Annotated in this window: 13 protein-coding genes and 1 tRNA gene; 7 read left to right on the top strand and 7 right to left on the bottom strand. The window is 71.4% G+C overall.

Translation table 11 applies throughout. The annotated features are described in order from the left end of the window. Positions 1 to 210: 210 nt before the first annotated feature. The 3 genes from ACGFZA_RS16525 to ACGFZA_RS16515 all read right to left on the bottom strand — a co-directional run bounded on the left by ACGFZA_RS16525 (position 211) and on the right by ACGFZA_RS16515 (position 4488). Complete coding sequence (locus tag ACGFZA_RS16525; protein WP_393679768.1) at positions 211 to 789, bottom strand: single-stranded DNA-binding protein; 579 nt, start codon at positions 787 to 789, stop codon at positions 211 to 213. A 103-nt stretch (positions 790 to 892) separates the two neighbouring features. Beyond that, the gene (locus tag ACGFZA_RS16520) at positions 893 to 2839 is read right to left on the bottom strand and encodes a GTPase (protein WP_393679765.1); all 1947 of its coding nucleotides are present in this window, start codon (positions 2837 to 2839) and stop codon (positions 893 to 895) included. Next, positions 2836 to 4488 (bottom strand): dynamin family protein, encoded by a 1653-nt coding sequence (locus tag ACGFZA_RS16515; protein WP_385271890.1) that lies wholly within the window; start codon positions 4486 to 4488, stop codon positions 2836 to 2838. Before ACGFZA_RS16515 ends, ACGFZA_RS16520 begins: the two co-directional genes overlap by 4 nt. Before the next feature lie 319 nt (positions 4489 to 4807). Between ACGFZA_RS16515 and ACGFZA_RS16510 the strand changes: the two genes are divergently transcribed. The 4 genes from ACGFZA_RS16510 to ACGFZA_RS16495 all read left to right on the top strand — a co-directional run bounded on the left by ACGFZA_RS16510 (position 4808) and on the right by ACGFZA_RS16495 (position 9885). Beyond that, positions 4808 to 4880 (top strand) — tRNA-Arg (locus ACGFZA_RS16510). 631 nt (positions 4881 to 5511) lie between these two features. After that, positions 5512 to 8568, top strand: coding sequence for a BTAD domain-containing putative transcriptional regulator (locus tag ACGFZA_RS16505; RefSeq protein ID WP_393679763.1), 3057 nt, complete (start codon positions 5512 to 5514; stop codon positions 8566 to 8568). Positions 8569 to 8996: 428 nt separating this feature from the next. After that, positions 8997 to 9440 (top strand): hypothetical protein, encoded by a 444-nt coding sequence (locus ACGFZA_RS16500; RefSeq protein WP_385271071.1) that lies wholly within the window; start codon positions 8997 to 8999, stop codon positions 9438 to 9440. A 22-nt stretch (positions 9441 to 9462) separates the two neighbouring features. Beyond that, positions 9463 to 9885 carry a hypothetical protein gene (locus ACGFZA_RS16495; protein ID WP_393679760.1) on the top strand — a complete coding sequence of 141 codons (423 nt, stop codon included), beginning with the start codon at positions 9463 to 9465 and terminating at the stop codon, positions 9883 to 9885. Between the two features lie 232 nt (positions 9886 to 10117). Here ACGFZA_RS16495 and ACGFZA_RS16490 read toward each other — a convergent pair whose 3' ends face one another. Beyond that, positions 10118 to 10555: a VOC family protein gene (locus ACGFZA_RS16490; RefSeq protein ID WP_393679758.1), complete on the bottom strand. Its 438-nt coding sequence runs from the start codon at positions 10553 to 10555 to the stop codon at positions 10118 to 10120. Between the two features lie 295 nt (positions 10556 to 10850). Here ACGFZA_RS16490 and ACGFZA_RS16485 point away from each other — a divergent pair, with 295 nt between their 5' ends. From ACGFZA_RS16485 to ACGFZA_RS16475, 3 genes are all read left to right on the top strand, one after another. Next, positions 10851 to 11165 carry an L-rhamnose mutarotase gene (locus tag ACGFZA_RS16485; RefSeq protein WP_385271080.1) on the top strand — a complete coding sequence of 105 codons (315 nt, stop codon included), beginning with the start codon at positions 10851 to 10853 and terminating at the stop codon, positions 11163 to 11165. A gap of 201 nt (positions 11166 to 11366) precedes the next feature. Beyond that, positions 11367 to 11903 (top strand): RICIN domain-containing protein, encoded by a 537-nt coding sequence (locus ACGFZA_RS16480; protein WP_393679755.1) that lies wholly within the window; start codon positions 11367 to 11369, stop codon positions 11901 to 11903. 53 nt (positions 11904 to 11956) lie between these two features. Further along, the gene (locus ACGFZA_RS16475; protein ID WP_393679753.1) at positions 11957 to 12472 is read left to right on the top strand and encodes a hypothetical protein; all 516 of its coding nucleotides are present in this window, start codon (positions 11957 to 11959) and stop codon (positions 12470 to 12472) included. A gap of 246 nt (positions 12473 to 12718) precedes the next feature. On the opposite strand, the gene ACGFZA_RS16470 is transcribed toward ACGFZA_RS16475, so the two are convergent. The 3 genes from ACGFZA_RS16470 to ACGFZA_RS16460 all read right to left on the bottom strand — a co-directional run bounded on the left by ACGFZA_RS16470 (position 12719) and on the right by ACGFZA_RS16460 (position 17944). Further along, complete coding sequence (locus ACGFZA_RS16470; protein ID WP_393679751.1) at positions 12719 to 15649, bottom strand: BTAD domain-containing putative transcriptional regulator; 2931 nt, start codon at positions 15647 to 15649, stop codon at positions 12719 to 12721. Between the two features lie 138 nt (positions 15650 to 15787). Beyond that, positions 15788 to 16237, bottom strand: coding sequence for a DUF1772 domain-containing protein (locus ACGFZA_RS16465; protein ID WP_385271092.1), 450 nt, complete (start codon positions 16235 to 16237; stop codon positions 15788 to 15790). 123 nt (positions 16238 to 16360) lie between these two features. Continuing rightward, positions 16361 to 17944: a von Willebrand factor type A domain-containing protein gene (locus ACGFZA_RS16460; protein WP_393679748.1), complete on the bottom strand. Its 1584-nt coding sequence runs from the start codon at positions 17942 to 17944 to the stop codon at positions 16361 to 16363. Between the last annotated feature and the right edge of the window lie 4 nt (positions 17945 to 17948).

Raw genomic sequence — 17948 nt, 5'->3', positions numbered from 1 at the left:
TCGCGTCCGTTACGCGTGTGGGGATTGTCCCGCCAGCCGACTCAAGTGCCCTGTGAGTACTGAGGAATCCTAAGGACCCGAGCGAAGCACAGTCCCCCGTCATACCGTCCGACAACCATTCCGAATCGGAATCGTTATCCCGGGTAACGTCCCGATGAGGGAGGGGACTCGGGCCGGAAAGGGTCCCCGCTCCTTCCAGCAGGTAGTCCGTCAGGGCGCCGACACCAGTTCCGGATTACTCTTCTGACGCACCGTCCGGCGCCTTGCCGCACGGCCCCCAGCACGGTCGGACGCTGTCGACTCAGGCTCCGCATCCCGTGGTTCCCCCTCGCTCGCGGGGTCTTCCCGGTCCGCCGGACGGTCCCGGACGGCCCACCGGTCCGGCTCGTCGGCCTCCCGGCCGCCGGTCCGCGCCGTCAGCCCCGGATCGCCCCTGACCACGCGCCGGAACGCCGATGTCCCCCGGGTCAGATCGTGTCCCACCGCCACCGCCTCGATGTCCACGAAGGTCCGGCGCTGCCCCTCCCGTTCCTCCTCGCGCACCTTCAGCCTGCCGTGCACCACCAAAGGCTCCCCCACCGCCACCGAACCCGACAGGTTCGACGCCAGGGTGCGCCAGGCCCACACGGTGTAGAAGCTGGTGTGCCCATCCGCCCAGTGCTCTTTCTCCCGGTCCCACCGACGCGGCGTCACCGCGAACCGGAATCGCGCCATTCCCCCGCTCGCGGTCTCCCGGAACTCCACGCCCGTCGCCGCGTTCCCCACCAGTGTCACCAGGGTCTCGTTCATGACTCCGCCTCCCCTTCGGTCCGGATATCGGTGACCGCGCTTCTGCGTCCGGTCACTGATCCCATGCTGAAGGGGAGGCGGAATTCCTGCTGGAGCCTGTGGACTATCGGCCCGTTGTGGAGAACTCCGTCACCGCCACGAAGCGCTCGCGCACCTCCCGGTAGCGCACCAGTTCCGCCGCCACCGGATCGAGTACCCGGGCCCGCCCGCAGGCGGCCGCCGCCTCGCGCAGCCGCCGCTCGGCCTCCTGGCCGTACCGCCGCGCGGGCCCCCGGGCCGCCGCCGCGCACGACCACTCCACCAGCGGGCCGCCGATGATGCCCGCCAGCATCACCAGAGCGGGTGTCAGCAGCCCCGGCTGCAGTACCCCGATGATCTGTCCGGCGAGCCACAGCCCCCCGAAGATCTGCAGCAGTGTCATCGCCACCTGCGCCAGTACGGCGGCCGGCCACCAGGCCGGTCGCGGGGGCTTCGCACCGCGGCCCGCGGCGGGCTGAGCCGCACCGCCTCGGGCGCCGGCCCCGGCACCGGCCGGGCCGCCGCCCGCGTCCGTGCCCCGCCCTTCCGCCTCCGTGGCCCGTCCGGCCAGTTCGTCGAGTGCCTCGGGCAGCCCCTGCGCTCCGTGCACCGCGGCCTCGCGCACGGCCTGGGCCCAGGGTGCGGGCAGCCCGTCGGCGGCATCGTCGGCCACCGTGCGCACCGCCTGTTCGACCCGTTGGCGCGCGGTGAGGTGTTCCTCGGGCGGCGCGGCGAGTGCGCCGCGGTCCAGGCCACCGGGCTGCCGGGTGGCCTCGTACCAGCGCCACAGCCGCAGCCACGGCGTGCCGCACGCCCGTCCGGCGTTGCGGCGCCATTCGCGCTCGGCGGCCTGTCCGGCCGCGGCGGCGCCCACCGCCTCCGCGAGCCGGTCGGCGAACTCCTCCCGGGCCCGCTCCCCGAGCCCCGGCCGCCCCTCGGCGACGTACACCGGTCGGAGTCTGGCCGCGGCTGCGTCCACGTCCGCCGAGAGCCTGCGGGTCGCGGCCGTGCGGTCCTGGACGAACCGGCCGAGGAGTTCACGCAGCTCACCGACCCCGTCGCCGGTGAGCGCGGACAGGGACAGGACGGTGGCACCGGGTTCGCCGTGTTCGCCCAGCGCCATGCCGTCCTCGTCGAGGAGCCGGCGCAGATCGTCCAGGACCTGGTCGGCGGCCTCGCCGGGCAGCCGGTCGATCTGGTTGAGGACCACGAAGGTGACCTCCGCGTGTCCGGCGAGGGGCCGCAGATAGCGCTCGTGCAGGGCGGCGTCGGCGTACTTCTCCGGGTCCACCACCCAGATCACCGCGTCGACGAGCGCCAGCACCCGGTCCACCTGGTCGCGGTGTCCTCGCGCAGCCGAGTCGTGGTCGGGCAGGTCGACCAGGACGAGGCCCTGGAGCGCCTCGTCTGCCGCCGTGCCGCCGGCCTGGGGCCTGCGCCTGAGCCGTCCGGGGATCGCGAGCCGGTCCAGCAGCCCCGCGGCGCCGTCCGTCCACGAGCAGGCGAGGGGTGAGGCGGTGGTGGGCCTGCGAAGTCCGGTCTCGGAGATCTGGGCGCCCGCGAGGGAGTTGAAGAGGGTCGACTTGCCGCTGCCGCTCGCCCCGGCGATGGCGACGACGGTGTGCCGGGAGGAGAGTCTCTGCCTGGCCGCGGCCTCGTCGAGCACCCGGCCCGCCTCGGCGAGGGCGGTCCGGTCGAGCCGGGCCCTGGAGAGGCCGACGAGTTCGCGCAGCGCGTCCAGGCGCGGACTGAGCGGGCTGCCCGAGGGGACGTACGCCTCGACCTGGGGCCGTACGTCGCCCTCCGGGTCCGTCACCGTCACCGGCGCCGCGTCGGGCACGGCCTTGCCGGTGGCGGTGGCGGACCTGCGGGCGATGAGTCCGTCGTCCCAGCCGCCGGGCGGCCGTTCCCGGTCGTGACCGGGGTTCTCGCCGGGGGCGGCTCCGCCGTCCGGGCTCTGCCCGGGGGCCGGCTCCGGGGCCCGGGTCCGTCCCCGGCTCTGTCCCGGACCTTCGTCAGTGACGGCAGTCATCGCTGCCACCTCTCCTTCTGCAGTACGGACAGCGCGGCAATCAGTTCGGCCTGCGGTTCGGGGGCCACGTCGAGCGCGTCCAACGGGGCGAGCCGACGGTCGCGTTCGCCGCCGAGCACCTGGTCGAGATAGGTGGTGAGCAGCGCGCCGCCCTTGTCGCGCAGCCGCAGGGCGCCCTGGACGCCGATGCGTTCGGCCAGTTGCTCTCCGGCGGTACGGGCGCGGCGGCCGCCGAGGAGTGCGGCGGCCAGGAGTGCGGCGACGGTCTCGGTGTCGGGCGCGGTGTTGCGTTCCATGAGCCGCAGCTCTTCCTCGGCCAGCTCCTCCAGGACCCGGCGCCATCTCCGTACGGTCATGGCGATCCGGCCGCCGATGTCCTCGGCGGGACCCCAGCCGCCCGTTTCCCGGCCCGTCACCTCGAAGCCGAGGACGGCGGCCGCGGGCTCGCGCCGCCAGGTCGTACGGATCTGCTCGTCGGCGGCGGCCACCGCACACTCCAGGAGCGCGGCCAGGGAGTCCACGAGTGCGTCGAGCACCTCCTCCGCGGTGCTGTAGAGGGGGTAACCCCGCCACCGGGTCCGCGCGTCCCCGGCAAGCGCCCCGCCGTTCTGGATCCGCTTGCGGACACGGGCGCCCTCCCTGCCGTACGCGTCCTCCACCCCACCGGTCAGCCGTACGGCGGCGGCGTACTGCGCCGCCACCGCTCCGGCCAGGGCCGGCATCCGGACGTCGAGGGAGTCGATGACCCCGGCCGCCGTCCGCCCGACCGCCTGCTGACGGGCCGCCGGGTCCTGCGCGCGGTGGGTGAGCCAGGCGCGGAGCGGGGCGACGGCGGTGGTGGGCAGCAGTCCGCTGCCGCCACCGGCCGATTCGGGCAGTTCGGGGATGGTGAAGCGCGGCACCTCGCCGAGTCCGGCCTTGGTGAGCAGGGCGCCGTACTGCCGGGACACCTCGGCGATCACCTGGTGCGGTACCCGGTCGAGGACCGTGACGAGGGAGGCGTCGTACTCCTTGGCCGTACGCAGCAGATGCCACGGCACGGCGTCGGCGTAGCGGGAGGCGGTGGTCACCATGACCCAGATGTCCGCCGCGCAGATGAGCTCGGCGGCCAGGACACGGTTGCGCACGACGAGCGAGTCGATGTCGGGGGCGTCCAGCAGGGCGAGGCCGCGCGGGAGCCCGGCGGCGGTTTCGACGCGCAGCGCCGTCCCCTCCTCGGCCGCGTTCCCGTCGAGTCCGTCGAGGTCGTCGCACTGGCCGGGGTCGGCGGACTCCTCGGGCGGCAGCCAGACCCGGGTGAGCTGCGGCAGCACCCGGACTCCGGCGAACCAGTGATGATCATCCGGATGGCAGACGAGCACCGGTGTGCGCGTGGTCGGCCGCAGCACCCCGGCCTCGCTGACCCGGCGTCCGACGAGGGAGTTGACGAGCGTCGACTTGCCCGCGCCGGTGGATCCGCCGATGACCGCGAGCAGGGGGGCCTCGGGGTCCTTGAGCCGGGGCAGCAGGTAGTCGTCGAGCTGGGCGAGCAGTTCGATCCTGGTCTGCCGGGCGCGTGGGGCTCCTGGGAGCGGGAGTGGAAGACGCACGGCAGCGACACGGTCGCGCAGGGCGGAAAGTGCGTCGATGAGCTGAGGCCGTACGTCCAAGGTCACCACATGCGAAGAATGCCCAATTTTGGCGCCTTTTTGAAGCGTATAGCCACCTCTGCGCGCCGGTTCCCCCGTCCGGACAGAGGGGACGAGTGGGGCGCAGGCATAACGAGTGCACAACACCCGGGGCGTGAGGCGCCAAAAGCGGTGCATGAATCGCACCTACCTGCGATTATCGTCTCGCTTCACCGAACCTCCACATCGTGCCACGCAGGTGAAGCAACCGGGCCGAGACAATCGGAGCCCTATCCTTGTCCCGGCAAGGTCACGGACCGCCCGGGTCCCAGGGGCTCCAGGCCACCGCGGCCAATACCCGGCCCCCGTAGCTCAGTGGATAGAGCAGGCGCCTTCTAAGCGCTTGGCCGCAGGTTCGAGTCCTGCCGGGGGCGCACAGCGCGCACCACTATGAGGCCCTCCACCCCGGAGGGCCTTTTCGCTGGTCGGAGCAGACTAGAGAGTGGCCCGTAGAGGCCGCGTAAGCGCCGGACCGGCCGCTGCAGGCTGCGAGGACGGCCCGGCGCTGTCCGGCTGTCACCGGGTTTCTACGGGTGTCCACGGTGAATGCACGGTGAAGCTGCCCATCGCCCCGCCTGGACCACCGCGGCTTCCCGGCGTCCACCCACCCCTGCCGCCCCGTGCCGGCAGACCTCGCCGGCAGCGGCAGCGCCTGCCCCGACTGCGGCATCGCCGCGCCACAACGCAAGCGCCCCCGATGGCCGATGCTCCCCGCTCAGGAGGACGACGATGCCGCCCACCGCAAGGTCCGGGAGAGGGTGCGGCAGGTGAACGGCCGGAGGAAGAACTACGAGGTGGCGCGCGCCATGACGGTTCCCTTATTCGCTCCGGCTGGAGAGTCGGCCCGCGCTAAGTTGGCGCAGTGATCCACCAGAACACCGGCCACAACCGACGACGCGACGCCGTGTATGCATGCGCGCGTAGTCGTCGTCCACAGGCCGCTGTCCTGATCGATTCAGGGGCATGGGGGGCATGCCTCCCCCGACCATCGGTGGGTGACGTGCTGTGAGATTCCAACTCCTCGGCCCCATAGCGGCGTCGTGCGGCGGCCACCCGATACCCCTGGGCTCACCCAAGCAGCGGTGTGTCCTGGCCGCGCTCCTTCTGGCTCCGGGGAAGACGCTCTCCACCGAGCAGCTGATCCAGTGTGTATGGGGAGACTTCCCGCCTGCCACCGCGCGCAGCACGCTGCACAGCTACGTCGCGCGTCTGCGTGGTTCCCTGCGCCGGCAGGACAGCGCGGTAGCGATCGTGCGCCGGGCCGGCAGTTATGTGTGCACGGTCCCGGCCGACGACGTCGACCTGCATCGTTTCCGGGACCTGACGGCTGAGGCGCGCGCCGCCGGCAGCGGCGTCGAGTCCGAGCGGATCCTGGAAGAGGCGCTGGCGCTGTGGCGTGGTGAACCGCTTTCCGGTATTGCCGGGGACTGGGCCGAAGCGATGCGTGCCCGTCTGCGGCAGGAACGGCTGGCAGCGGAGCTGGACCGTATCGACCGGAGGCTCTCCGTGGGGGAAGCCGGCGGGCTGACGGCTGAGCTGCGCGACCTCGCGGCCGAGAACCCGTGGGACGAGCGACTCGTCGCCCAGCTCATGACCGTGTTGTTCCGCTGCGGCCGCCAGGCCGAAGCGCTCGACCACTTCGAGTCGTTCCGGCGCGGCCTGGCGGAGAAGTTCGGAGTTGACCCCGGCGCAGCCCTGCGGGGTCTGCACGAGGCGATCCTGCGTGACGATCCGGAGCTGAGCGCGTCCCCGGCCCCTGCCGCCCCGGCCCAGGACGTCGCTGTGGCCGCCCCGCGGCCGGACTGGTTCGTGCAGTGCCAACTACCGCCCGCAGGACCGGTTTTCGTCGGCCGATCGGGACACATGGAGGAACTGGAGGACCTGCTGACGCGAGCGGCGCAGGGGACTCCGGTCGGCCCCGTCGTCATCACCGGCTCACCCGGTGTCGGCAAGACAACGTTGGCGGTGCACCTCGGCCACCGGTTGCGGGCGGCCTTCCCGGACGGCCAGTGGTACGTACAGATGCCGGCCGCCGGTGACCGGCCGCGAGATCCCTCCGAGATCCTGACGTCGCTCCTGCACGCCTCCGGGATGGACGCCGCCGCCCCCCTGGGGACCGTGGACGACCAGGCGGCGGCCTTCCGCAGCCGGCTGGCCGACCGTCGCGTGCTCCTCGTGATCGACAACGCTGCGGACGCCGAGCAGGTTCGGCCCCTGCTCCCCGGCACCGCGGGGGCAGCGGTGCTGATCACCGCCCGGAGGGAGTTGCGCGGTCTCAGCGTCAGCCACGCCGCTCACGCCGTTCGGCTGCAGGTCCTGGAACCGGGCGAGGCACGCGCCCTGCTGTCCGGCGTCCTGGGCGAGGAGAGGGTGGCGGCGGAGCCGGAAGCGGCGGGGCGACTGGCCGAACAATGCGCCCGGCTGCCGCTGGCCCTGCGCATCGCCGCCGCCAATCTCGCGGCCCGGCCCGGACGGTCGTTGGCGACCTACGCCACCGAGTTGGCCGATGGCGCGCGGCTCACGAAGCTGTCCATCGCCGGTGACCGCCAGGCTGTCCGTACCGCCTTCGATCACTCGTACGCGGAGCTCGAACCGTCCGCGGCACGCCTGTTCGCCCTGCTGGGCCTGCACCCCGGACCGGAGTTCAGCACGGAAGCCGCGGCCGCGCTGCTGGGGGCCGAGCCGAGCGTGGCGGAGGAGCTGCTGGACATCCTGGCCGCCGCGAGCTTGGTACAGCGCACCGCGACCGACCGTTTCCAGTTCCAGGATCTGCTGCGGCTCTACGCGGCCGAGCACGCCGCGGAGGATCCCCTGCACGAAGAGGCATGGGAGCGGTTGTGCGACTGGTACCTCGCGGCCGCCGATGCCGCCACTGCCTTCGAGTACACCGGGATCGCGCAGTTGCCCCGGCCGCGCGCCGGTTCCGACAGATTCGCCGACCGGCAACAGGCCCTGGAATGGCTGGATCAGGAACTCGCGAACATGACCGCCGTGGTCAGCCAGGCCGCCTCGACTGGACCGCATCACATCGCTTGGCAGTTGACCGACCAGCTGCGCATGTACCTCTGCGCCCGGCTCCACCGGGTCGAGTGGAAGAGGATGGCCACCGCCGGTCTGCACGCCGCCGAAGCCGCCGGCGACATCCTCGCCCGGGCGGCGATGCTCCAGAGCCTCGGCGTGCTCGGCCACCACGTCGAGGACCAGGGGGACAACCTGAAGCACCTCCTCGGAGCCTTGGAGGGATTCCGGGCCGGCAGCTTCACCCCCGGCGAGGCAGCAGCCTTGAGCAATCTGTCCGTCTATTACGGACGTCGGGGTGAGATGCGCCGGGCCGAAGAATGGCAGAAGCGCTCCCTGACACTGATCCGCGGCCTCGACCGCCCGGTGCTGTTGGGTGTCGCGCTCGACATCATGGGGCTGATCCACTCCTATCTCGGCGAGTCGGAGCAGGCGATCGAGTCCACGAGCGAGGCCATCGCTCTCTCCCGGCGCCACGGACAGCCACTGGAGACCATCAGCCCGCTGGTCAACCGGGCCATCGCCCATCACGGGCGGGGGGACTACGGGGCGGCCCTGGCCGACGGCACCCAGGCCCTGTGGCTGTCCCGGAAGCACCGGGAACGCCGCAACGAAGCCGAGGCCCTGGAGATCCTGGCGCGCACGCACCGCGACACCGGCCGTCTCGGTCTCGCCCGCCCACTTGCCGAGAAGGCGCTTGCGTACGCGCGCGAGTACGCCGACCCCGGCACACTGAACGGCCACCTGACCAACCTGGGTGAACTCCTGCGTCTCAGCGGTGAGTTCCCGCAGGCGGTGGCGCACCTGACGGAAGCACTGAAGATCACCACCCGCTGCGGCTTCCGCCACCAGGAGGCGGAGGCCCGCATCGGCCTCGCCCGGGTCCGGTACGCGCAGGGCGACGTGCCGGCCGCCGCGGAGCAGGCGGAAGCCGCCCTGACCGTAGCCGAGGAGCTGTGCCTCCGTCCGGCCGAGCAGCGCGCCCGGGCCGTCCTGGCCGCGGTCGGCCGCGCCGACGCGGAGCACTGCGGCCATCACCGCTGAGCCGGATCCCGCGACCCGGGTCTTGTGACCTGGCTGCTCGTCGAGGCGCTGTCCCCTGCGGGGGACGGCTGAGCCCCGCGTCGGAGTACGCATCCGCGCGGGGCCGGCCGGGGCGGGCGGGGCACGGGCGGGACAGCCCTTGGGCAGCGGCGCTCGTCGGACGAACTGGCACCCCCTTCCGTAGCACCCGGTCGACGTGGTGCTCCCGCGCCTCCGGTCCAGGGCACCGGCCGACCCGGTCGCGGAGCCCGCTCGCGGTAGTCGCCGACGCGCCGCGAAAGGGCCCTCTCGGTCACCGTGGGCGAGATGACGCACATCAGGCACATCGCCCAACGGGCGTGTCCTGCAACCCGGTTGCAGGAGTCTTGCAAGGGGGACGTGGCACTCTCCAGCGTGTGGCGCATCCAATCCACAGTGAGGGAGTCACCATGCGCAGAATCACGCGATCGTCTCTCGGTGTCGCGGCCGCTGTCGTTGCGATTGCTTTCTCGACCGGAGCAGCCCCGTCGCAGGCCGACGCGGTTCAGCCGCGACCGCTCGATGCGAACCCGACCTCGTACTACTACATAGACCCGCCCCTCGTTGCGGCCGCACAGGTCGACTGGTGGGACTTCGACCCGGACTCGCTCGACGACCTGGACGAGTTCTTCGTCTACGACATCGCCAAGGACGGCTACGGCACTTACGCGTCATTCGCCCATCCCAATGGCACCACTTACTCGGTGACGAACACCAACGGCGCGAACGGTAACGGCGTGGCCCTGAACATCGCCAACCTCAAGGACAACACCACGGGCAAACTCAAGATCTGCATGACCCAGAACGGGAAGCCCATCTCCACGCGATGCCAGTCGTGGAACATCACCGAATAAATTACGGAGGGGAATGATGGCCATGAATAAGCGCACCAAGGCCGCCGTTGTGACGGTCGCAGGTATAGCCCTCGCCATAGGCTCGCAGGGTTTCGCATCCGCCCAAGTGGGCGTGGACACCCCCCAAGGGGCCGAGTACTACCCGGCGAACGCGCAGACGGGGCGCGTCGAATGGAACGACTACTACAAGCCTGAGCCGTCCAATGACGCGGACAGTTTCGTCGTTGTCGACTTGCGCGCGGACGGGCACGGAGTCTTCCTGAGAGTGGACCACCCCAACGGTCAAACCTACTTCAAGGCGTTCAATCAAGGCTACGGAGGCGGCGGCCTCGAATTCAAGCCCCCGAACCTCCCGAACGGACACACCGAGTGGATCACGGTCTGCCTCAGCGAGAAGAGCAAGCCCATCGACAGCACGTGCACGGTTTCCAGCATCACTGAGTAGCCGAACGCGCCACGAAAAGACTGGGAGAGCGTCGGGTAGCCGAGCTTTTCCCGGTCTCACGTCGATACGTGGTGAAGGACGGGTACGGCCTTCACCACGTCGGTGATTCACTTGGCGCCGCAGGGCACGTCGCGCAGGGCAGGTTCCGCGGAACAGCTTCCGCGGAGAGCGCCCTCCCCCAAGGCCGGCCACGGCCTGCTCACGGGGCCGGCGGACCCACCTCACCTCTTCCTCAGCCCAACTGCTCGGCCAGTCCGACGATGATGCCCTCCGGGCCCCGGACGTAGCAGAGCAGATAGCTGTCCTCGAACCGGGCGATCTCGCCCAGGAGTTCGGCGCCGTGCGGGCGCAGACGGGCAACGGTGTCCTTGATGTCGTCGACCGCGAACATGACGCGGTGCGTGCCCAGGACGTTGTGGGGCGGGTTGCGCGGGCCGGCGGTCGCCGCAGGGCTGTGGTATCTCGCCAGCTCCAGTCGGCTGTGCCCGTCCGGGGTGCGGACCATCGCGATCTCGCAGCGGACACCATCGAGTCCCGTGCACTGGTCGGCGAAGAGGCCCTGGACCTCCGTCCTGCCCTCCAGCTCCAAGCCGAGCTCCACGAAGAACGCGACGGCGGCGTCCATGTCCTCGACGACGATGCCGACGTTGTCCATCCGTTGAATCGCCATACCGGCCTCTCCTTCTTCCTCGTGCGGCCCGTGGTGGCCAACGATGCCCCTGGGACGGAGCCGGTGGCTCGTTCTCGACCTCCCCATACAGCCCGATTCCGAAAGTTCCGCATCGCACCTCGGCCGAGATTCATCCGGACGCACCAGCCCCGGGCGCACCGCTGGGACGATCCATTGACCGTTTGCCCGCTGCCCGTCTAACTTGCGACGAGCGGATTGAAACCTTTCAGTCCGCCCCTCACTCCGCGCGCCACGCGGTCCCGCACCGGCGCGCCCACCGCCCGGGAGCCCGACCATGCAGCGCGTCTGTTTTCTGCTGACCGTACGCAAGGACCGCATCGCCGAGTACCGCGAGCGCCATGCCGCCGTCTGGCCGGACATGCTCGCCGCCCTCTCCGACGCGGGCTGGCACAACTACTCGCTCTTCCTGCGTGAGGACGGGCTGCTCGTCGGCTATCTGGAGACCGAGGACTTCGACGCGGCCCGCGCGGCGATGGCCTCGACCGAGGTGAACGAGCGGTGGCAGCGCGACATGGCGGACTTCTTCGAGCAGTCGGAGGCTGCGGACGAGGCGATGGTGCCGCTCACCGAGGTGTTCCACCTGGCGTGAGACATGCGGCGGGAAGGCCGGTCCGGATTCCCCTGGAATCCGGACCGGCCTTTGTGCGTGACGCACCTGTTCACCTGCGGCGGGACAGCCCGGGTAGCGAACGGATAGGCAACGGTTAAGGGCCCCCGCCAGGATCGCCGCATCGGGGCCGCACGGTGTGGTCCCGCGAGTGGAAACGGGTGGACCGTGCAGACGCATGTGATGAGGTCGGTTCGACGTGCCGCGGTCGCGGCAGCGGGCGCGGCGGGGCTGCTGATGGGCGTGGCCGTCTCCCCAGCATCGGCCGCGACGGACTACGGCTACTTCGAGGTCGTCAACACCAACAGCGGGAAGTGCCTGGAGATCCCCGGCGGTCAGGACTTCAACGGCGCCGTTGCCCAGCAGTGGGACTGCAACAGCGGTCTGAACCAGCGCTGGTACCTCGACGACCTGAACAAGAGCGCCGGGACCACGCTGGTCAACGCCGAGAGCGGCAAGTGCCTGGAGGTCGCGGACTGGCGCACCGACCCGGGGGCGCCGATCCGGGTCTGGGACTGCCACGGGGGCGCGAACCAGAAGTGGTCCTTCGGCCAGAACGACAAGGTCGCGAACGAGGGCGTCCTCTGGAACAACGCGAGCTGGCTCGTCATCGACGTCCCGTACTCGGATCTGAACAACGGCACGGACGTCGTCCAGTGGAACCACAAGAACACCGACGACAACAACTGGAACCAGGTGTGGGCCCTCTACCGCTGGTAGCCGGCCTGCTGACCGAGTACCGCGCACACAGTCGTCGACAAGGAGAGACCATCATGCAGCAGCAGCGAAGAAGAACGTTCCGGGTCAGGGCGGGAGTCGTGCTCGCCACTCTCTGCGCCGCCATCGGCGCCCTGCTCAGCGCCCCGGCTCCCGCCTGGGCCGCCTCGTGTTCCGGCTTCGGATGCGACGGGCACGATCCGAACATCCAGACCTGGCAGTACGGTCCGCGTACACAGTCCGGACCGTACGACTACACCAGTGGGTACTCCATCGAGATGCGCAGTGGCACCACCGACGGGGACTTCTACGTCTGGGCCCGCACGGAGTACGTCAACGGCTCCAATCCGTACGACTATTCGATGTACATCGAGCGCTGCCACAACGACCACACGGTGTGCGAGATCCTCGGCGAGACCCAGCCCGGCACGGAGGGCAGGACCGTGTCCTCCAGCTCGCCCAACTACTCCCTCACCCGGTCCCCCATGTACTACGACGTGGGCCGGGTATCCCGCGCCTGCCTCTACCGCTTCGGCGACTGGGCCGGGCGCACATGCACCCTCTGGTACTGAGCGAAGGGCGGAGCCGGCCGTCGCGGCAGCCGTCCTGACGCAGGGCACAGCGGCTGAGCGGGACGACGGCCGACGGGTCGCGGCCCGGCCGGACCGCGCGGTCCGGCCGCACGCCGGGCGGAAGTTGGCCACGGACCGGACGGTAGTCGGCCGGGAACCGGGGGTGGACGGCTTCGGGTGACGGCAGCGGGGTGCCGGTCGCCGTCGCCTCGCGATCCGGGCGAGGTCCCTCCCCGGTCCCGCCCGTCAGGCGTGTTCCGCCAGCATCGCGAGGCCGCGCCGGGCCTGCTCGATCCCGTGGGCCAGCCCCAGGGTCCGGCTGATCAGCAGGGACTGCTCCCAGTGGACGCGGGCCTGCTGCCAGTCGCCGAACGCGAAGTACGCCTCCGCCACCGCTTCCAGGCAGTCGACGGTGCCGCCCTGGTCATCGAGCCGGCGCCGGATGGCCAGCGCCTTGTACAGCGTCTCAAGCGCTTCCTCACGCCGGTTCAGGGCGACGAGGGTCCTGCCGAAGTTGGTCAGTGCGGTGGCGACCTGAGTGGGATGCCTGTGCTCCGACTCCAGGAGAGCGACCAGTTTGCGGAACTGGCGCTCGGCCTCCTCCAGTTCGCCACCGAGGACCAGCGCGTCCGTCGTCCGGGTCAGGGCGATCAGCGCGCTCACCTTGTTCCCGGCCAGCCCGAACAGCTCCTGGGAGCGGCGGGCGTACCGCAACGCCTCCTGGGGTCTGTTCATTTGCATGTAGCACATGAAGATGTTGCCCGTGATCGAAGCCTCCGCGCCCACGTCGTCCATCGCTTCGTACAGGGCCAGTGCCTCCAGGAGGCTCTCCAGCGCGGCCTCGTTGCGGTAGGCCATGCCGTGGGCCACCCCGATCCGCCGGTGCAGCCACGCCTGCCCGAAGGTGTCGTCCTCACGAAGGGCGATAGCCAGGGCCTCGTCCAGGAGGGCGTCCCACTCACCGGTCCACCAGTACGTCTCCGCGTATCCGAACATCTCCACCGCGAGACGCCAGGCGATGTCGGGGCGGCGGAGCTCGCCCGCCAGACCGATCGCCTCCGTGATCGCCGGCAGTTCCTGTACGCACCAGTGCAGAGCGGACTCGGCATCGGCGAAAACGGGCATCGGCGCCCCGGCCGGGTCGTCCAGCGGGGGCGGCGCCTGGCTCGTGAAGGAGACGGTCCGGCAGGATTCCGCCGCCGCCGCCGCGTACCAGACCAGCAGCCGGGACCGCGCGTCGTGCCGGTCCAGCGGGCTCTCCTCGGCCTCGACGCACTCCTGCGCGTACTCGCCGAGCAGGTCGTGGAAGGTGTACCTGCCGGGCTGCGGGCTCTCCAGCAGATGGGCGTCGACCAGCGCCTCGACGGCGTCCTCCGCGTCGTCCACGGCGAGTCCCAGGAGGGCGGCAGCACCCTCCAGGGAGAGGACGTGGCACGGCCACAGGCCCAGCAGCCGGAACGCCCGTGCCGCGGCCCGTTCGGTGGGGAGCTCGCTGTCGCGGAGCGCGACATAGCTCATACCCAGGGTCGAACGCACGGCCGCACCTCCGACGGACAGGGCCCTCAGCCGGCCGCTCGGGCCCTTCAGCCGCTCCGCCAGCGCGGTCAGCGGCCAGGACGGCCGGGCCGCCAGCCGGGCCCCGGCGATACGCAGGGCGAGCGGCAGCCCGCCGCAGGCCGCCAGGATGTCGGCGGCAGCGGCCGGCTCGTGCCGCAGCCGGGCGACATCGCACAGTTCGGCCAGCAGATCCCGCTGCTCGGCGGGGCCGAGCGGCTTCAGGGGCAGCAGGTCGGCTCCCGGCAGAGGGGCAAGGGTCTGCCGGCTGGTCACGATCGCGGCACTCGCCCCGTTGCCCGGCAGCAGCGGGGCGACCTGACGGGCGTCCCGGGCGTTGTCCAGCACCAGTAGGACCCGGCGATCGGCGAGGGCGGCGCGGAACGTCGCGGCCCGGTCGTCGGTCTCCTCCGGCAGCGGCCCGTGGACGGCGCCGAGGTCCGAGAGGAAGCGGGCCAGCAGGTCTCCGGCGCCGCGGGCCTCCCCCGCCCCGAAGCCGCGCAGGTCGGCGTAGAGGATCCCGTCGGGGAAGAGGTGCCGCAGCCGGTGTGCGGCATGAACGGCGAGCGCGGTCTTGCCGATCCCGCCCATGCCGGTGACGACGACGGGAGCGGTGGCGACGGGCGCGCCGCTCGTCGGGGCCGGGGTCAGGAGAGTGACCAGGCTCTCGAGTTCGGCCTGCCGTCCGACGAAGTGGCGCACGTCCATGGGGAGCTGGCTGTTGAAGGCCGGCTGTTCCTGGACGGGGCCGATGGGCGTCACGCGCGCTGGTGCGGCCGCCTGCGCTCCGGGCGGCGGCGGGGCGTCCTCGGGTGCGCTCGGCGCCGGGCCGGCCGCCTGCGCACGGTCCGAGGGCGGCCGGCCCGGGGGCCGGGTCAGAATCTCCTGGTACGCCTCCTGCACGGCCGGGCCGGGCGCGACACCCAGTTCATCGGCCAGGGTCAGGCGCAGCCGCTGGAACACCTCAAGCGCCTCGGCCTGCCGGTCGGTGCGGTGCAGGACGAGCATGAGCTGGCGGTGGAACACCTCGCGCAACGGATGCTCATCGGCCGCCGATGCCAGTTCGGCCAGCACCTCGTGGTGGCTGTCCCGGCCCAGCGCGGCGTCGAAGCGCCACTCCAGCAGCTCAAGCCGCGCCTCCACGAGCCGCCGGATCACCGGCAGCCGGGCGGGGGCCTCGGCGAAGTCCGGGAGGTCGGCCAGCGGATTCCCGCGCCACAGATCGAGTGCGGCGTCGGTGGTCCGGGCGACCGCGGTCCAGTCGGCGTCCGTGTGCGCACGGCGGGCCTGGGTCCGTCGCTCCTCGAAGACGTCCAGGTCGAGTTCGCCGTCGTGGACCTCCAGCAGGTATCCCGGTGGAACCGCCCGGAGCCTCGACGCCCCGCCGTCGGCCGCGGCGAGGAGCCGCCGGAGCCGGGTCACGTGATTGGGCAGCGCCGCCTGGGCTCCGGCGGGCGGGTGCTCACCCCAGAGGGCGTTCCTGAGGTGTTCCAGCGCGACCGGCCGATTGGCCTGGAGCAGCAGGGCGGCGAGCAGCACTCTCCCCTTGGGGCTGCTCACTCCCGCGGCGCGTGCGCCGTCGTGGAGGAGTACCGGGCCGAGCAGACCGAACCGCAGAACCATGCCGCCCCCCACAGGCAGTGAACGCAGTCAATGTCCCCTGTGGGGTGACCAATTCAGCGGCATCGTAATCGCCGGACCGACCGGCGTGCGCCAGGTGTCCAGCAGCGCGGCGAGGGGAGAGGCGGCCGGCCCGACGGGTCAGTGCGCGGCGGCGGCCAGGAGGACGAAGGCGGCGAGCGAGAGCACGGTTCGGAAGCGGTGCAGGGTGTTCCAGCGGGTTTCGAACGCGGCCCGTGCCGCGCTGTCGTCGCCGCCCTCGGACTCCGCGAGCGCCTTGTTCAGCGGAATGTTGCCGCCGATCGTCACGAGGTGGGAGGCGACGGCGCACGCAGACGCCGCGACCACCTGCGGCCACCGGTCCTCACCGGACTCCGTGAACAGCGCGACGACCGGAAACGCGATCACCCCGAGGAAGAGCAGGAGGAAGACGGGCCCGGGGACCTTCTCGTTGAAGCGGCGCATCGCGGCGGTGAACCGGTCGTCCGGCAGTGCGGCGAGACCGGGCATCACCGCGAGGAGGAACGTCAGCATGAAGCCCGCGTAGAGGCCGGTCGTGATCACGGCGAGGGTCAGGATCAGGGAGGCCACCGGTCCATCATGGCTCGGCGGAGCTGCTCGCACAGCCCGATTCCGCAAGGCTGTGCGAGCTCCCCCTCGGGATGGCGGGCGGCCCCCCTCCCGAACTCCCCCGCGGGGTGGCGGGCGGACCCGTCAGTCCATCTCGCCCTCGCCCGTCCGCGTTCCGGTGTCCTCGCGGCCGCCCCTGAGGCCGTCCGCCCGGCCGATGGCGGTGGCCAGCTTCGCCACCGAGTCGTCCTCGGTGCTCCGGGCCAGTTCGGTCGCCCTGGTGGCGAGTTCTCCGAGGCCGGGCGCCCCCGGGAGTCCGCCGCCGCGCAGATTGTCGGCGAAATAGGCCGCCACGGCGGTCACTTGGAGACGCGTGCTGCTGCCGCCCCACAGCTTGCCGTGGATGTCGCTGGTCTCGACCGATCCCGTACGCTCGTGCGCCGCACGGGACTTCGGGTCCTGCCAGCGCACGGTCGCGGTGGCGACATGGCCCGAGGCGCCGTCCCGCAGGCGTACGGCGTACAGCGCCGTCACCGTGTGGCCGGGGCCGATCTCGCCGCCGTCCACGCTGTCGTCGCGGAAGTCGTCGTCGGCGACCTTGCGGTCCTCGTAGCCGATCAGCTTGAACTTCTCCACGGTCTTCGGGTCGAAGGCGACCTGCGCCTTCGCGTCGCGCGCCGTGAGTTCGACGTGCGCGGGCAACTGGTCGACGAAGACCTTGCGGGCCTGCTCCTCGTCGGCGATGTAGGTGGTGTGGCCGTCGCCCTTGTTGGTGAGCCGTTCCATCAGGGCGTCGCCGTAGTCGCTGCCGACGCCGACGCCGAAGAGGGTGATGCCGTAGTCGCGGCGGGCCGAGTCGATCCGTTCGAGGATCGCGTCGGCGTCGGTCTCTCCGGTGTTGGCGAGTGCGTCGGAGAGCAGGACGACGCGGTTGTTGGCGCCCTTGCGGTGGCCGTCGACCGCTTCCTCGTAACCGCGCCCGACGCCCGCCGCCACGTTGGTGGAGTCGGCGGGCTCCATGGAGTCGACGGCGTCGTGGATCTTTCCGCGGTGGTCGCGCAGCCGGGTCATCGGCAGGACGGTCGTCGCCTCGTCGCTGAACGTGACCAGGGAGACCGAGTCGTCGTCACGCAGCTCGTCGGTGAGGATGCCGAGTGAGGTCTTCACCAGGCCGAGACGGTCGGGCGAGGCCATGGAGCCGGAGATGTCGACGACGAAGGTGAGAGCGGCGGGCGGCCGTTCGGCGCCGCTGGGCGCGGCCTTCGTCGCCAGGCCGACCCGTACCAGCGACCAGTCGCCGTCCGCCCCACCGGCCCGTGCGCCGTCGACGGAGACGGTGAAGCCGTTGCCGTCCGGGCGGTGGTAGCCCTGCCGGAAGCTGTTGACGAATTCCTCGGGCCGTACGGTCTCCGGGACCGGCAGCCTGCCGTCGGCGAGGGTGCGGCGGGCGTATCCGTACGAGGCGGTGTCCACGTCCAGCGCGAAGGTGGAGAGGTAGTCGGGCGGGGCGGCCTCCCTCAGCCCGTCCGGCTTCTCCGCCCCGTCCGCCGGCTCCGCCGCGTCCCCGGCCGCCCCGCCCGTGGCGGCGGGCGCCTGCGCGGGTGCCCGTCCGCGCTTCTCCGCGCTCGTGTCCTGGGTCGCCCCACCACCCGAACAGCCCGTGAGCAGTACGCCCCCGGCGAGGAGCAGTCCTACTGCTCCCCGGTACATCCGTGTCCGCCGTTCCATCCTT

Source organism: Streptomyces sp. NPDC048211, assembly GCF_043202315.1.
In the GTDB taxonomy this organism is placed as follows: Bacteria; Actinomycetota; Actinomycetes; order Streptomycetales; family Streptomycetaceae; genus Streptomyces.
This window is presented reverse-complemented; position numbering and strand designations above follow the sequence as displayed.

Excerpts from the sequence above, each read along its gene's own strand:
- ACGFZA_RS16470 (WP_393679751.1), bottom strand. The coding sequence starts at position 15,649 with ATGGTTCTGCGGTTCGGTCTGCTCGGCCCGGTACTCCTCCACGACGGC.
- ACGFZA_RS16480 (WP_393679755.1), top strand. The coding sequence starts at position 11,367 with ATGAGGTCGGTTCGACGTGCCGCGGTCGCGGCAGCGGGCGCGGCGGGG.
- ACGFZA_RS16525 (WP_393679768.1), bottom strand. The coding sequence starts at position 789 with ATGAACGAGACCCTGGTGACACTGGTGGGGAACGCGGCGACGGGCGTG.
- ACGFZA_RS16460 (WP_393679748.1), bottom strand. The coding sequence starts at position 17,944 with ATGGAACGGCGGACACGGATGTACCGGGGAGCAGTAGGACTGCTCCTC.
- ACGFZA_RS16490 (WP_393679758.1), bottom strand. The coding sequence starts at position 10,555 with ATGGCGATTCAACGGATGGACAACGTCGGCATCGTCGTCGAGGACATG.
- ACGFZA_RS16475 (WP_393679753.1), top strand. The coding sequence starts at position 11,957 with ATGCAGCAGCAGCGAAGAAGAACGTTCCGGGTCAGGGCGGGAGTCGTG.
- ACGFZA_RS16485 (WP_385271080.1), top strand. The coding sequence starts at position 10,851 with ATGCAGCGCGTCTGTTTTCTGCTGACCGTACGCAAGGACCGCATCGCC.
- ACGFZA_RS16520 (WP_393679765.1), bottom strand. The coding sequence starts at position 2,839 with ATGACTGCCGTCACTGACGAAGGTCCGGGACAGAGCCGGGGACGGACC.
- ACGFZA_RS16495 (WP_393679760.1), top strand. The coding sequence starts at position 9,463 with ATGAATAAGCGCACCAAGGCCGCCGTTGTGACGGTCGCAGGTATAGCC.
- ACGFZA_RS16500 (WP_385271071.1), top strand. The coding sequence starts at position 8,997 with ATGCGCAGAATCACGCGATCGTCTCTCGGTGTCGCGGCCGCTGTCGTT.